The organism is Nocardia sp. NPDC059180, from assembly GCF_042754945.1.
Classification (GTDB): domain Bacteria; phylum Actinomycetota; class Actinomycetes; order Mycobacteriales; family Mycobacteriaceae; genus Nocardia.
In genome coordinates this window covers 196001-210039 of the sequence record NZ_JBHZBU010000002.1, presented here as the reverse complement: position 1 = coordinate 210039, position 14039 = coordinate 196001, and the positions used below count along the sequence as shown (strand labels likewise).

Annotated in this window: 12 protein-coding genes; 8 read left to right on the top strand and 4 right to left on the bottom strand. The window is 66.7% G+C overall.

The genetic code is table 11. The features are described 5' to 3' along the window. The 4 genes from ACFXNW_RS07055 to ACFXNW_RS07040 are packed head-to-tail and all read left to right on the top strand — an operon-like array spanning position 1 to position 4889. Positions 1 to 1428: an MFS transporter gene (locus ACFXNW_RS07055; RefSeq protein ID WP_379416614.1), complete on the top strand. Its 1428-nt coding sequence runs from the start codon at positions 1 to 3 to the stop codon at positions 1426 to 1428. After that, complete coding sequence (locus ACFXNW_RS07050) at positions 1425 to 2960, top strand: glycosyltransferase family 39 protein (RefSeq protein WP_379416612.1); 1536 nt, start codon at positions 1425 to 1427, stop codon at positions 2958 to 2960. Before ACFXNW_RS07055 ends, ACFXNW_RS07050 begins: the two co-directional genes overlap by 4 nt. After that, the gene (locus tag ACFXNW_RS07045) at positions 2960 to 3874 is read left to right on the top strand and encodes a glucosyl-3-phosphoglycerate synthase (protein WP_379416611.1); all 915 of its coding nucleotides are present in this window, start codon (positions 2960 to 2962) and stop codon (positions 3872 to 3874) included. Before ACFXNW_RS07050 ends, ACFXNW_RS07045 begins: the two co-directional genes overlap by 1 nt. 13 nt (positions 3875 to 3887) lie before the next feature. Then, entirely contained in the window at positions 3888 to 4889 is a 1002-nt protein-coding gene (locus ACFXNW_RS07040; protein ID WP_379416609.1) for an alpha/beta hydrolase, read from the top strand. Positions 4890 to 5092: 203 nt separating this feature from the next. On the opposite strand, the gene ACFXNW_RS07035 is transcribed toward ACFXNW_RS07040, so the two are convergent. Genes ACFXNW_RS07035 through ACFXNW_RS07020 form a run of 4 tightly spaced genes read right to left on the bottom strand, consistent with a single transcriptional unit; the run spans position 5093 to position 9441 of the window. Beyond that, on the bottom strand, positions 5093 to 6613 hold the full coding sequence (locus tag ACFXNW_RS07035; RefSeq protein ID WP_379416608.1) for a flavin-containing monooxygenase: 1521 nt from the start codon (positions 6611 to 6613) through the stop codon (positions 5093 to 5095). After that, positions 6610 to 7530: a ferritin-like domain-containing protein gene (locus ACFXNW_RS07030; protein ID WP_379416606.1), complete on the bottom strand. Its 921-nt coding sequence runs from the start codon at positions 7528 to 7530 to the stop codon at positions 6610 to 6612. Before ACFXNW_RS07030 ends, ACFXNW_RS07035 begins: the two co-directional genes overlap by 4 nt. A gap of 1 nt (position 7531) precedes the next feature. Next, the gene (locus tag ACFXNW_RS07025; protein ID WP_379416604.1) at positions 7532 to 8434 is read right to left on the bottom strand and encodes an SDR family NAD(P)-dependent oxidoreductase; all 903 of its coding nucleotides are present in this window, start codon (positions 8432 to 8434) and stop codon (positions 7532 to 7534) included. Positions 8435 to 8436: 2 nt separating this feature from the next. Continuing rightward, the gene (locus ACFXNW_RS07020; RefSeq protein WP_379416602.1) at positions 8437 to 9441 is read right to left on the bottom strand and encodes an alpha/beta hydrolase; all 1005 of its coding nucleotides are present in this window, start codon (positions 9439 to 9441) and stop codon (positions 8437 to 8439) included. Between the two features lie 960 nt (positions 9442 to 10401). Between ACFXNW_RS07020 and ACFXNW_RS07015 the strand changes: the two genes are divergently transcribed. From ACFXNW_RS07015 to ACFXNW_RS07000, 4 genes are all read left to right on the top strand, one after another. Next, positions 10402 to 10629 carry a hypothetical protein gene (locus tag ACFXNW_RS07015; RefSeq protein ID WP_379416600.1) on the top strand — a complete coding sequence of 76 codons (228 nt, stop codon included), beginning with the start codon at positions 10402 to 10404 and terminating at the stop codon, positions 10627 to 10629. Further along, on the top strand, positions 10622 to 11902 hold the full coding sequence (locus tag ACFXNW_RS07010; RefSeq protein WP_379416598.1) for a hypothetical protein: 1281 nt from the start codon (positions 10622 to 10624) through the stop codon (positions 11900 to 11902). The genes ACFXNW_RS07015 and ACFXNW_RS07010 overlap by 8 nt, the downstream gene beginning before the upstream one ends. Positions 11903 to 11967: 65 nt before the next feature. Further along, positions 11968 to 12480, top strand: coding sequence for a hypothetical protein (locus ACFXNW_RS07005; protein WP_379416597.1), 513 nt, complete (start codon positions 11968 to 11970; stop codon positions 12478 to 12480). Positions 12481 to 12707: 227 nt separating this feature from the next. Next, the gene (locus tag ACFXNW_RS07000; RefSeq protein ID WP_379416595.1) at positions 12708 to 14021 is read left to right on the top strand and encodes a lipase family protein; all 1314 of its coding nucleotides are present in this window, start codon (positions 12708 to 12710) and stop codon (positions 14019 to 14021) included. The last annotated feature ends 18 nt before the right edge of the window (positions 14022 to 14039 follow it).

Below are 14039 nucleotides of genomic sequence, written 5' to 3'. Positions count from 1 at the left end.
ATGGCTACGCGGCACCGCAGCGGCACACCCGCGGAGGTTCGGCCCTCGGCCGTGCTCGCGGTGTGCTTGATGGCAGTGTTCATGCAGATGCTGGACCTGACGATCATGGCAACCGCATTGCCTGCACTGGCCCAGGATCTGTCGATCACCGGTTCGACGCAAGTACTGGTCTTCTCCGCCTACGGACTCGCCTTCGGATCAACGCTGCTTTCGGCTGCGCGGCTGCGGGACCGATACGGTTGCCGTCCCATGGTGCTCGCGGGACTGTCGGTGTTCACCCTCGCGTCGGCGTGGTGTGCGATGGCGCAAGGGGCTGTGGACCTCGCCTCGGCCCGTGCGCTACAGGGGCTCGGGGCCGCAGCGGTCGCCGCGCAGACGATCGTCGTCATTACCGCGACGTTCGAATCACGGGAGAGAATCAGGGCTTTCGGTCTGTACGGGGCGGTATCCGGGCTCGCGGGTCTGGCCGGGCCGCTGGTAGGCGGACTACTGCTCGGCCTCGGTTCGGACGGTGTCGGCTGGCGAATGATCTTTCTGCTCAACCTGCCGCTCGGCGCCGTGGCGTTGTTGCTCGCCTACCGCCACATCCGCATCGATGGCGGCCGGGCATCTGTGTCACTCGAGCTGCCGAGTGCGGTGCTGTCGGTGCTCGGCGCGGCGATCGTGCTGGGGTCACTCGCGGGTGTCACCGAGCAGGGGTGGTCTCCGGCGGTCGCTGTGTCGCTGACTGTCGGTGCCGCGGTCCTCGGGGCTTTCGGGTGGCGGCAGCGCGCCATAGCCCTATCTGGTGGCCGCCCGCTGATCGGCCCCGAAGTGTTCGCCGACTGCGCGTTCCGTGTCGGCTCGCTGCTGATGTTCGTGTTCTATGGCCTGTTCGCCGCGCTGTTGTTCTCGGTGTCGGTGACGACGCAAACCGGCCTCGGCTGGAGCGCCATGCGTACCGCGTTGACCTTGCTTCCGTTCGCGCTCGGGGCCGTGCTCGCGGCAGTGACGACGCCTCTGCTGATCGCCCGGTTTGGTGGGCGCTGCCTCACTGTCGGCTTGATGTTGTTCGCGGCGGCCGTGCTGGCTCTGGCGTTCGCACTCCATCCGCAGGAAGCGCTCGTCTACATCGATGCCCTGCCGATTCCGCTGTTCCTCGCGGGCGTCGGCATGGGCTGGGCCGTGGTGCCGTTGCCCGCGTTGATGGTCGCCGCGCTGGGGGAGCGGGCGACCGGTGACGCCTCGGGGATGGCGCCGACGGTGCAGCAGCTCGGCAGTGCGTTCGGTGCGGCGGTACTCGGTTCGCTGTTTCTGGCCCGCGCGGACGGCGGGGCTCAGACGTACCTGGCCGCCTGTCAGTCCCTGCTGTGGTCGGTAGCCGCTGTCGGTGGTGTGGCCACGCTCGTGAGTATTCGGATGCCGCGCACACTTGGTGGGGCATCGTGAGCAGTACGTCGCTCAGTGCCGCACCTGCGGCCGCCCGGTCGGCTCTCCCCGGGGTAACAGCGATCGCTGGTGTCACGGGGCTGATCTTGACGATGCGGGCCGGACGCTACGACTACTTCGGCGACGAACTGTACTTCCTGGCGGCAGGCCGGCACTTGGCTCCATCGTTCGTCGACCAGGGCCCGCTGGTACCACTGATTGCGCGTGCGATCGACCTGTTGCCGACGGAATCATTACTCGTGCTCCGCTTTCCGGCGATCGTGTGCGCCGTGGCCGCCATCGTGTGCACCGCGGCGATCGCGCGAGAACTCGGCGGGGACCGTCGGGCGCAGCTGTGGGCGGCCGCGGCGTATGCGAGCTGTCCCTTCCTCATCACCCAGTCCGCGACACTGTCGACCTTCGCCCTCGACAGCGTGTTGTGCGCGGTATTGATCTGGGCACTGATCCGCTGGACGCGGACGCGTCAGGACCGGTGGTTGCTGTGTGCGGCCGCAGTGCTCGCCGTCGATATCCAGGTGAAGCTGCTGGTCGGTGTCGTGGTCGTAGGCCTGTTCGCCGGGGTGATCACCACCGGCCCGCGCGAGCTGCTGAAACGCCCAGCGCTGTGGGTGGGCGGGATCGCCGTGGCCGTGACGGCGTTGCCGGGGTTGTGGTGGCAGTACCGCCATGGTTGGCCGCAGCTGGCCATGGGCGCGGTGATCCGAGCCGAGCAAGGCGCGGCGACCGGTGGCACGTCCGGGTTGCCGTTGCAGATCGGTCTGTCGGCGGGCGTGCTCGGCGCGATACTTGCCGGGTTCGGCCTATGGATGCTGGTCTCGGATAAAGCATTCGGTCAGTACAGATTTGTGGTGACGGGTGGGGCCTTTCTGCTGGCGTTCGTGGTCGTGGCGGGTGGGCGGCCGTATTACCTGGCCGGACTGTTCCCGGTGCTATTCGCCGCAGGTGCGGTCGCGATCACCCGGCTTCCCGCTGTGCTGGTGCGTCGAGCGTGCGCCGCTGCGCTGACGGTGTCGGTAGTGATCGCGGTGCTCGTCGTGACCGCGCTGCCGCGCCCCGCGTCATCACGGCAGGACCCGACCGAAACCAGTGCCGAGCTGTCTACGCGTTTGCGTATGTACGGGACCGAGGGCTGGCAGGAGTTGGCTTCCACTGTAGGTGAGGTATACCGAAGCTTGCCGGTCACCGACCGTGCTGCTGTTGCGATCATTGCGGAAAACTATTGGCAGGCAGCGGCATTGGAGGTCGTCGGGTCCGCAGAGCTCCCGCCGGTGTTCAGCCCCAACCGTGGCTACGCCGATTTCGGCATGCCGGGCGCCGAGGTGAGCACGGTCCTGTCGGCGACAACAGGCGCCACCGAGCCCGCGCTGCACCACGAGATGTCCACGTGCACGCCGATGACACATCGCAACGACGACGACGGATTTCCCGGAATCGACCGGCATCTCACGGTGTGGCGGTGCGACCACCCGCAACGGCCGTGGACCGATATCTGGCCACGCCTGACCACGCTGACCCTCGACCCAGGACTGTGATGCACACCCGTACTCGCCAGAAACCGCTCACCTGGTTCGAGAATATTCCGACGATTCCCGAGCTGGTGGAGCGCAAACAAGGCCGCCGAGTGTCGGTGGTGCTGCCTGCGCTCAACGAGGAGGCGACCGTCGCCGGGGTCGTCGCTTCGATCGGTCCCCTGCTCGGTGGGCTCGTCGATGAGCTGCTCGTCATCGATTCGGGGTCGACCGATCGCACCGTCGCGCGGGCACGGGCGGCAGGTGCGACGGTATTCACCCGCGAAGAGGCCTTGCCGGGGATAGACCCACGTCCGGGCAAGGGGGAGGTGCTGTGGCGGTCGCTGGCCGTGGCCGCCGGCGAGCTGATCGTGTTCGTCGACGCCGACCTGACCGATCCGGGCCCGATGTTCGTGCCGTCACTGCTGGCCCCGTTGCTGCTCGACGACGAGTGCACCCTGGTGAAGGGTTTCTACCGTCGCCCGCTGGCCGCCGAGCTCGACCGCGACGGTGGTGGCCGAGTCACCCAGCTCCTGGCCCGCCCGTTGCTGACCGCATTGGCTCCCGCCATCGCCGAGATCGTCCAACCACTGGGCGGCGAATATGCCGCCAGGCGTGAACTACTCACTTCCATACCGTTCGCCGCCGGGTACGGCGTGGAGATCGGCATCCTGCTCGACTGCTGGCAGCGCTACGGGCCCGAGTCGATCGCGCAGGTCGATCTCGGAGTACGTATCCACCGCAATCGGCCCACCCACGAGCTGGCGGTCATGTCGCGACAGGTGGTCGCCACCCTGCTCGACCGACTCGGTATCCGCGACTCCGGCATCGGACTCACCCAATACCTACCGGAAGGGGGCAGCTGGCGACGGGTGGACTCCGAAGTCAGCCTCGATGACCGCCCGCCGATGGCGCGACTCGGCATCGCCCGACAGTGAGGGGACAACCATCATGAACCGTGCGCCGAGGACCCTGAGGACCGTCCTCGCTGTTGCCGCCGTAGCCGGCTGTCTGTCGATATCGGCGGCTGATGCGGATGGGTCACCACCGCCCGCCCCGCAGGATTCCCGGATGACCGGAATCGAGTACCGCTCTGCCCGTGTGGCGGATGTCGTGGTGCACTCGGCATCGATGCACACACCGGTGCAGCTCCGTGTGCTGCGCGCGGCCGACCCGGCCCGCCCCGCGCCGGTGCTCTATCTGCTCAACGGCGCCAATGGCGGTGTCAATGGAAGCTGGTACGACGAAACCGATATCGCCCAGTTCTTCGCCGACAAACAGGTCACCGTCGTGATCCCGATCGGCGGCGCCGGGAGCTACTTCACCGACTGGCGATTCGACGACCCGATTCTGGGCAGGCAAAGATGGACGACATTCCTGACCGAAGAGCTACCGCCCGTGATCGATTCGGCCTTCTCGGGAACCGGTGCGAATGCGATCGCCGGTATCTCGATGGCAGGCACCTCGGTATTCCAGCTCGCCGAATCGGCACCCGGCTTCTACCGCGCCATCGCCTCCTACAGCGGATGTGTGAGCACCAGCGACCCACTCGGCCAAGCCACCGTGACCGCCGTGGTCACTCGATTCGCGGGCAATGTCGCCAATATGTGGGGTCCTCCTGGTGATCCGGCCTGGGCGGCCAACGACCCCGCCCTGCACGCGGACAAACTGAAGGGCACCGCCATCTACGTCAGCACCGGCACCGGCATCCCCGGACCCTTCGACACCCCGGCGGGAGTGAAAGGCGACCTGACGCGACTGACCTGGCAGCTGCTGTTCGGCTCGCCCCTCGAAGTCGCCGCCCACGCCTGCACCGTCCGCCTGCACGATCGGCTACGCCGCCTCGACATCCCGGCCACCTTCGACTTCCGCCCCACCGGCACCCACTCGTGGCGCTACTGGCAGGAGGACCTGCATAAATCGTGGCCGATGTTAGAAGAGGCGTTGCGGTAACCGATCTGCGCGGGCGGTCGGGGCGGGCAACTGGCGGCGGGTCGGCCCGCACATTGCCCGCCGTGGTCCCGGATGCGCCGGCGAAGTCGTCGGTGCATCACTCCGACAACCGATCTCGCTCGCGCCCAGACATCGGTATGGCAGCAGCCACGCGTCCATGCCCCCGATGCGACGGGACATGGACGCAGCGACAGGCGTCGGGACTAGCCCAGCGGAACCACAGCATGATCGGCGCCGGCGATCGCCGGTGTAGCCGCCGAGGAGGTGAGAATGTAGTCGTCGGTGTCGACGGCGGCCAGCTGCCGGACGTACTGGGTGCCGAAACCGGGGAACATGGTGGCGTTGAAACCGTCCTCGGTCAGATACCAGCTGCGGCACCCGGAGTTCCAGGTGGTCGCGGACAGGCGCTGCTGCAAACGGGCATTGTGCCGGTCCTGTTTGTCGCGGCGCACTTCGAGGGTGCGCAGGTTCTGCCGCAAGATCATGCCGATGGCGTCGGTCAGGTAGTCGATCTGCGCCTCCATGTACACCAGCGCCGAATTGTGTCCGGGCCCGGAGTTGGGTCCGAAGGTGAGGAACAGATTCGGATATCCGGCGACAGCGACACTCTTGTACGCGTACGCGCCCTTGCTCCATTCGTCGGCGAGTACCCGCCCGTCGCGCCCGGTCACCGGGATAGGACTGCCGGCCTTGGACACATCGAAACCGGTGGCGAACACGATGCAGTCGACGCGGTGCTCGATGCCCTCGGCGGTGCGGATACCGTGCTCGCTGATGCGGGCGATCGGCCAGGTCACCAAGGTGCAGTTCGCACGCTGCAACGCCGGGTAGAAGTCGCTGGTCATCAGCAGACGCTTGCATCCGGCCCGGAAGTCCGGCGTCAGCTGACGGCGCAACCACGGGTCGCGCACCTGGGTACGCAGGTGCAGCTTGGCCACCGATTCCACGACCCGGGTCAGCGGCGTGTTCCAGACGACCCCGAGCGCCACCGATTCATGGCCCCAGAACCATCCCTGGCGGGCAAGAGATTCGGTGACGGGCAGTCGGCGGTAGAGCTGTTTGGTGAGCTCGTTTGTCGGGCGGTTCACCCGAGGCAGCACCCAGCCGGGCGTGCGCTGAAAGACCTTCACCGTCTCGGCCTGCCGCACGAGTTCGGGAACGATCTGCACGGCACTGGCCCCGGTACCGACGACAGCGACCCGCTTGCCGGTGAAGTCGTAGTCGTGATCCCAGCGCGCGCTGTGGATCTTGTGGCCCTCGTAGTCCTCGATCCCGGGAATCGCGGGGAAGCTGGCGTTGGACAACGGTCCGGAGGCGATGACGACAGTGCGCGCTCGGACCGTGCGCCGACGCCCCGCGAAAGTGATGCTCCACAGCCCGGTCGCTTCGTCGAACGTCGTCCCGGTGACGGTGTGCCCGAACCGGATCCGGGGCCGGAGGCCGAATTCGTCGACCATCGACTCGATGTAGCCGAGGATCTCGGGACTGCCGGAGTAGGTGTGCGACCAATCAGGGTTGGGCGCGAAGCTGTAGGAGTACAGCCGCGACGGAATGTCACAGGCCGCGCCGGGATAGGTGTTGTCGCGCCAGGTGCCGCCGACCTTCGTATCGCGTTCGAAGATCGCGAAGTCGGTGATGCCCTTCTGCCGCAGCCGGATCGCCGTGCCGATACCCGCGAAACCCGCTCCGATGATCGCCACATCCAGTGGCTCGGTGGCGCTCATGCGACCGGCTCGTAGGTGAGTTCCTTGGACCAGGTCGGCTGTGCTGGAAGCAGACGGTCCGGGATGCGTGCGGTCACCTTGACCAACGCGTCGGCCACCAAGTGATAGGGGTGGTCCCGGTTGATCACCCAGTCGCTGTGCATCTTGACGATCCGGTACATGGGGACCCGGTTGGCGATCGGAGTGCGTTCACCGACGGCCTTGAAACGCCGCATGGCCGCGTACAGGCGCTCCTCGTCCACGCCCATCTCGACGATATTGTCGCGCATCTTGTTCAACAGCGGCACATAGCTGAGCAGCCCGATCATCAGCGACGGTTTGATCCAGCCGCCGACCAGGTCGATGAGCAGTTTGCGTGCGGTGGAGTGTCCGAGCAGCTCCATCACCGCGTAATCGGTGGCCAGATGACGGGATTCGTCGGCATTGATCTTCTTGAACACCTCCTGCGCGACCGGGTCGTCGATCTCGTCGGTGACGAACTTGATCAGCGCGCCGTCGAGGGCGACCTCCAGCATCGGGATGACCGTGCCGAGGAACGACAGCGACATGCCGTCGGCGTACTTGTCGAGGAAGTCGATCACCAGCTTGACGTTGATGTTGGGTTCCGGGATCTCCTCGCCGTCGAGCATGCCCCACCGGCGCATCAGCGCCAGTTCCGCATTGGCGTGCCGCTGCTCCTCGGCGTGGAAATAGCGGTAGATCTCCCGCAACGTCTCCGTGGGTGCCTTCTTCGCCATGGCGGCGAACCCGCGGGCGCCGACATTCTCGATCCACATCAGATCGGCCATGAACGGCGCGAGCTTGGCGTGCAGCTCGGCGTCGATGAGCTCGGCACCGGGGGCGTCCCAGTCGATATCGGCCAGCGCCCATTGCCGGGCCTTGATCTTGGCCAGCATGTCATCGAAGTTGAAAGCCATCTCAGACTCCAGTCTTTTCGGTGTCGGTGTTCACGGCGGCGCCGGTCGGCGAATCCTGCTGCGGGAGCAGGCGAGTGAGCGCGCCGAGGCCGCAGGTGTAGAGGGTGGGGAACTGTCGCTTGAGCAGCCAGATCAGTTGTGCGTCCAATTGGGGTAGCACGTAGAGCCGCCCGCGGTCGTGCGCATCGAGGGTCATCGTGGCGACGTGTTCGGGCGAGAAACCCGTCCAGCGCATGAGCGTTTCGGCCAGGCTCATCGACGCGGCGCCGATGCGACCGTCACGCGCCACATTGGTCTTGACGAAGGTCGGGCACAACACGGTGACCGCGACATCGCTTCCCGACATCTCGGCGGCCAACGTTTCCGACAGGGACATGACCGCCGCTTTGGAGACGTTGTAGGCGCCCATGGTCGGCGCGGCAGCGAAACCGGCCGCCGAGGCGACATTGATGATCCCGCCGCGCCCCGCCGCCCGCAGTTGCGGTGCGAACAACTCGCAGCCGTGCACCACACCCCACAGATTGATACCCAGCGCCCACTGCCAGTCGTCGAGACCGATCTCGCCCACCGGGCTACCACCGATGCCGACGCCGGCATTGTTGATCACCAGCGTGGGTGGCCCCTGGAAGAGCAGTTCGGTATGTAGCGCCAGGCTTTCCATATCGGCGCGGTCGGAGACATCGCAGAAGATCGCATGCGCCGTCCCGCCGTGGATACGTTCGATCAAACGCACCGTCTGGTCGGCGCGTTCCTTATCGATATCGGCACACACCACCTGACCGCCGCGCGCGGCCAGTTCCAGGGCGAAGGCGCGCCCGATGCCGCTGCCGGCCCCTGTCACCACGGCTTTCGCGCCGTAGGTTCGGCGACTTCCACCGCCGAGTAGATGATTCAATCCCCACATGGTCAGCTCACTCGCTCTCGGGTCGCGGCCTCGGATCTCGCCAGCGAGTCAGTGATGAAGCGCGCGGCCCTGCGCAGCGCGGGCGTGGCCTCGGGGACCATCACCGGCAGCGCCTGGAAGACGTGGACCTGCCCGGGCCACAGCTCGAGCTCGCAGGGGACACCGGCGGCTACCGCCATGTCCCGCAGCCGCAGGGCGTCACCGACCAGCATCTCCGCATCACTGGCCTGCACGAACAGCGGCGGCAGCGCCGCACCGGGCGGGACGGTCAACCGCAGCCGGGGCGAATCGGCCGCCGACCCCCCGATATACAGTTCGGCCGCCCTCCGGCCGACCCGTGCCGATGCCATGGCCTCGGTGCCGCGGCGCTGATGGTGTTCGGCCAGCTGGAACGACAGATCGATGAGCGGGGAGAACAGCACGGCACCGGCAGGCTGGGCGGTGCCGGTTCGGGCATTGTCGAGCAGCAGATCCATCGTCAGATGGCCGCCTGCGGAGTCGCCTCCGATCACCACGTCCTGCGCCCGGTAACCGTTCGCGAGCAGCCACCGGTATCCGGCTCCGACATCGTCGGCCGCCGCGGGGAAGGGATGCTCCGGCGCGAGCCGATAGTCGATGACGAACACCGGCAGTCCGGTTTCGCGCGACAACCGGGCAGCCAGTCCTCGGTGCGTGCGGGCCGAGCAGATCACATACCCGCTGCCGTGGACGAAGTAGATCGCCCGGTCGCCGAACTCGACGCCTGCGGCGCGAACCCACTCGCCCCGCACCGGCCCGGAGCGCACCTGCGTCACCCGAGTTCCCGGCGGTGTAGGCCCACCGGCGGCCATGATCGCGGCGACCAGCCCGCGAGCAGCGTGAATTCCCAGTCGATTGTGCGGCAGAGCGCAGTTGATGGGGCGGATGAGATAGCGCCCTGACGTAAGCGCAAGACGCGAACGCAGCGTTGGTGCCGTCGGTACCGCCGTCGCCAACTGTGAGGTCGCCGTTGACCTTGTTGTTGCCATGAAGGGAGTGTCACTGGCTTATGTGCCAGTTGTCAATGGCACATTTATTGCCCACCCTGTGGCCGGGGGAGCGCGCCGAGCCTCCCATCCGCTGGGTGGACTCGGTGCAGCCCGTCGAGCGCGCCGAGGATAGTACGACATTGCTGTGAAGTCGCAGCGTTGGACGATCCGAGGCGACGTGGTTGTCCTGGATGTCCTCTCGCCGACAGTGACCCGTACGCGAACCGCAGCGCCACGGCCGTCACGGGCTGTTGGGTATCCGACCGCCAGCAAACATTCGCGTGCGGCAGGTGCTCTGGCCTGCCCGATCGAGGGTGGCGTTCGGCCACGGCGACCATAAGCTCGGTCGTGGACACCGATGGCGGCGAAACAGAATTCCGACGGGGTGAATATGGCGGCAGCAATGATCGGATCAGACCACGCACTCCATGAGCGGATGAGGTTCGCGCCTGTCGTGGCCAGGTTGAATGATGGTGCGGCACCGGCGATCGCGGCCCTACGAAGGGCAATCGATTGCTGATCTCGCTGTGGGGCGACGACGACGCCGATTTCCCGCTCAACCACGACGCACCAAGGCCCGGTGACCGATTCGACTCCGATGAAGTCGCGAGCATCCTGCTGCTGCATATCGCTGCGTGTCCGCGAGCTGCCCACGGAAAACGGCGATGCACACCCTGCGGGCGATGTTCGACAACGGGGCGAGGGGTCGGATCTCGGTACCGGTCGTGGACGAAAGCGGCGGGGGAGAAAGCGATACGGATCCGGGAGCGTAGTCCCCGTCGCGATCCTCGGTAGCGCGCTGCCTCGCGGTGCCCGATGAGGTACCCCGCCTCGGGCGATCGAACACCAACGGCCGCACACAGTCGTGGGAATGCACAAAATTCGCGAAATCCCGAGACGAGCACCGCCTGAGACAGCATTGTCATGGATCTGAGCAATCGTTCGCCGCGAGGAGCACCCATGACCCCCCGACACGACCTCGCACGCGAACTCGGTGGGCCGCTGCCACCGCTGGACCTGCTGACCGACGCCGAAACCCGGGATCTGCTGATGCTGTTCCGGGATGCCAAGTCCCGTGAAGTCGTCGCCCTGAGCCGGTCGATCGACACGACGCTCAGCGCGCTGCCGCGTCCGCTGCGTGCCGTCACCAGAAAGATCATGTTCGGAAAACACGTAGACGATGCCTGAGACCGACCTGGTCACCCGAACCCAACTCGTCGTCCTGGCCCGCACCCTGCAGGTGCCGCCCCAGCATCTGGCACCGTTGGCCCGGCTCGGCGCCGACCAGCTGCATCAACTGCAGGACCGGATGATGCGGATCCTGTTCGACCAGCACACCGACACCTTCCGCCGTGTCAGCCTGCTCGTTCCCATCGTGCCGTTGAGCATCGGAATTCCGTTGGTACAGCGGCTGGTGCCGCCGATGGTGGCCGGACGCCTGGCAGGCGCGGTCGGCGTCGACCACCTGAAGAAGGCGGCCGAAGCGGTAGCCATGCTCGACGCCACCTACGCCGCCGACTGCGCCCCCTACCTCGATCCGAGGGTATTCGCCGAACTCGTCGACGTCGCGCCACCGGAACCGGCGATGCGCATCCTCAACGAGATCCTTCGCCGCGGTGACTATGTGACCGCGGCGGGATTCCTGGCCGCGGCAACCCCGCCGATGGTCTCGGCAGTGGAGGAGCTGGTAGACGACGACGCCGGGCTCATCTTCACCGCCGCCTTCGCGTACTCCGCGGACACCCTCAGCGCGATCGTGCGCCAACTGCTCGCCGGGCCGCGACAGCGGGTACCGCGGATGATGCAGACGGTCCTGGCCGGTCCGCCCGCGCTGCAGCACGCGATGCTTGCGGTGTTCTGCCGATGGGAGCGCGACGTGGTCGAGAACGTCGGCGACATCTTCTTCGGACACGGGCCGGCACCCGCGGTCGGCAGGTTCGTCCTCACCGCGCTTTCGGGGCGGGCCGTGCCGGAGCTGCTGACGGTGTTCGGACGGCTCACCCCGTTCGCGCACTGGGCATTAGCCGGGAACCCGGTATTCGCCGACCCGGATGTGCTGGCCACGTTGGTCCGGGCGCTGGACCGGCGCCACGACCCGGACAGCTGGCGCGGCCTGTTCGCGCTGTCCACCCGGCTGAACGAGCCCTCGCGGCGCTACCTCGCGGGGTTGCTGGCCGGGTTGTCCGAGGAGACGGTGGCGTCGCTGCCCGCCAGCGCCACTGATGCACGCTGCTGGCCGGCACTGCTGCAATTGATCGCCGAATCCTCCACCGATCAGCAGGACCGAATCGGCGCGATCTGGGCAACGCTGCCGCCCGAACGCCGCGGCGGATTGCACCGGCATATTCACGAGCATCGGTACGACACCCGGTTGGCGCGCATCACCGAGGTCCTCGCCCCGGTCTCGCTCGAAGAGGTCTTCTACCGCCGTCGGCGCAAGGTTCGCGACCGCGGCTGGTGAACCGGCCGGGGATCTGCCGGGGCGTCCTGGCCGGTTTCCGGGGCGGTGTGTTATAGGTTCTTCGCATGAAACCGATATCCATGGTTGTCGGTGGGATTCTCGCGGCGGGTATCGCCGCAAGTGCGCTCGGAGCGGGCGGCGCGGTCGCTGCACCGGCGAATGATCTATCGCCGAATTCGACGCCGGAAGCGGGGGTTTCGCTCCGTGGCACGGACTGGGCGCTGTATCGGATCGAGCCCGTCGGTGGGGCGGTTCGTGAGATCGCGGCGAGGACGATATTGCGGATTGATCCCGAGGGTGCCGCTGCGGCGAGCGGGTTCCATCTCGATGGTGAATGGGATGAGGGAACTGCGATCGTCTCGATAGGACAGGTTGCCGCACAACAGATTTTGCTCTTCTCGAACCGAAGGTGGGAGTGGGCGGACCGTGGGCCGAACGACGCGGCGGCGCCCTACCAGGACCATTCCGAGCTGTGGGCGTTGATGCAAGGCGCGGCCCGTGCCGATATCGATCGGGACGTGCTGACGTTGACCGATCTGGACACCGGCGCGGTGCTTCGATTCCGTGGCACGCGGTAATCGACGAACCGATCCGAGCGGACCGGGGAAAGCGAGATATCTGACGTGTCATCGACAGTGTTGCGTCAACCTCGGGGCGCACCAAGGCGCGGAAGGGAACGCGTGTTCGGTAAATGACCCCTGTTGTCCCCATCACACCGGAGATCTGCTATCTATAGTTGCTGATCTCGATGCTGTATCCGATTGTCTCGATGTGTGAACTTCCCCAGTTGACGGAAGGATCGATCGTGCGGAGCCGAGTACTCAAGTTCGCTGCGGCATTGACCGGACCCCTGATGGTGGCCGGAGGTGGGGTGATCGCGGCCCCGGCCGTCTCCGCCGATCCCACGCCTGCGGTCGCCGCTGATTTCTATGTGCCGCCCGCGCCGCTGCCGGGTGGCGCGGGCGCGATCGTCCGGGCCGAACACTCGAATCTCGCACTGTCGGTCCCGGGCGGGGGTGGCCCGATCCCGGCGAACGCGACGCGGATCATGCATGTGAGCTCGGATACCCACGGCAATCCTGCTGCCGCGGTGGCCACCTATCTGGAACCGTCCCTGCCGTGGACCGGGCCTGGGGAGCGCCCACTGATCGCCTACGCCGGCGGGTCGAAGGGGCAGGGCGATCAATGTGCGCCGTCGAAGGGCCTATCGAATCTCGTCCAGTTCCAACCACCTTTCGACGCGAGCGTCGAGTACGACGTGCTCGCCATCTATTCGCTGCTCGGACGGGGGATGGCGGTCGTCGTCACCGACTACCTCGGTTTGGGCACCCCGGCGGTGCACGACTTCCTCAACCGGAAGTCCCAGGCCCACGCGCTGCTGGACGCCGCACGTGCGGCGGTGCATCTGCCTGGAACGAGCCTGCACGGCGGCTCGCCGGTCGTGCTCTACGGGTACTCGCAAGGTGGCATGGCATCGGCCGCTGCGGCCGAGTTGCAGCCCAGCTATGCCCCCGAACTGAATGTGAAGGGCGCCTATGTCGGTGGCGCGGTGGTCGATGACGTGTCCGTGATCGCGCACAACGATGGGCGGCCGTCCTTCGCCCCCGCGTTCGCCTGGATTCTCAACGGTATCGCCGCCGATTATCCCGACACTCGGCCGGTGCTCGATGCGGAACTGAACGAGACCGGTAAGTCGATTCTGCGGGATTCGTCGGTCAAATGCGCCGTCGCCTTCGGTATCGCCCAGAATCACCCGCACACGTCCCAATGGACGACGAGTGGGCAACCGCTCACCGCGGTGATCGATCGGTCGCCGGCACTCAAAGCGGCGTTCGCCGAACAGCGCGTCGGCGGGCTGAGCCCGTCGGTACCGGTGCGAATTTCGCAGGCACGCAACGACGACGGCGCGCCATTCGGGCCGGTTCGCGCCACGGCGGCCGACTGGTGCGGTAGAGGGGCCATCGTGGAGCTGAACGCCGATCCCGCGACGTCGCCGCTGTCAGGGATCGCCGGAACCCATGTGCTGTCGTTCTTTCCGGCCTTGACCTCCTCGCACCAGTGGGTCATCGACCGGCTGGCGGGTGTCCCCGCCCCGAACAACTGCGGGAGCCTACCCTGACGCCTGGCCCGAGCTCGG

Bases quoted from the DNA above. Each gene is read 5' to 3' on its own strand.
- ACFXNW_RS07055 (WP_379416614.1), top strand. From the start codon at position 1: ATGGCTACGCGGCACCGCAGCGGCACACCCGCGGAGGTTCGGCCCTCG.
- ACFXNW_RS07045 (WP_379416611.1), top strand. From the start codon at position 2,960: ATGCACACCCGTACTCGCCAGAAACCGCTCACCTGGTTCGAGAATATT.
- ACFXNW_RS07040 (WP_379416609.1), top strand. From the start codon at position 3,888: ATGAACCGTGCGCCGAGGACCCTGAGGACCGTCCTCGCTGTTGCCGCC.
- ACFXNW_RS07035 (WP_379416608.1), bottom strand. From the start codon at position 6,613: ATGAGCGCCACCGAGCCACTGGATGTGGCGATCATCGGAGCGGGTTTC.
- ACFXNW_RS07030 (WP_379416606.1), bottom strand. From the start codon at position 7,530: ATGGCTTTCAACTTCGATGACATGCTGGCCAAGATCAAGGCCCGGCAA.
- ACFXNW_RS07025 (WP_379416604.1), bottom strand. From the start codon at position 8,434: ATGTGGGGATTGAATCATCTACTCGGCGGTGGAAGTCGCCGAACCTAC.
- ACFXNW_RS07020 (WP_379416602.1), bottom strand. From the start codon at position 9,441: ATGGCAACAACAAGGTCAACGGCGACCTCACAGTTGGCGACGGCGGTA.
- ACFXNW_RS07015 (WP_379416600.1), top strand. From the start codon at position 10,402: ATGACCCCCCGACACGACCTCGCACGCGAACTCGGTGGGCCGCTGCCA.
- ACFXNW_RS07010 (WP_379416598.1), top strand. From the start codon at position 10,622: ATGCCTGAGACCGACCTGGTCACCCGAACCCAACTCGTCGTCCTGGCC.
- ACFXNW_RS07005 (WP_379416597.1), top strand. From the start codon at position 11,968: ATGAAACCGATATCCATGGTTGTCGGTGGGATTCTCGCGGCGGGTATC.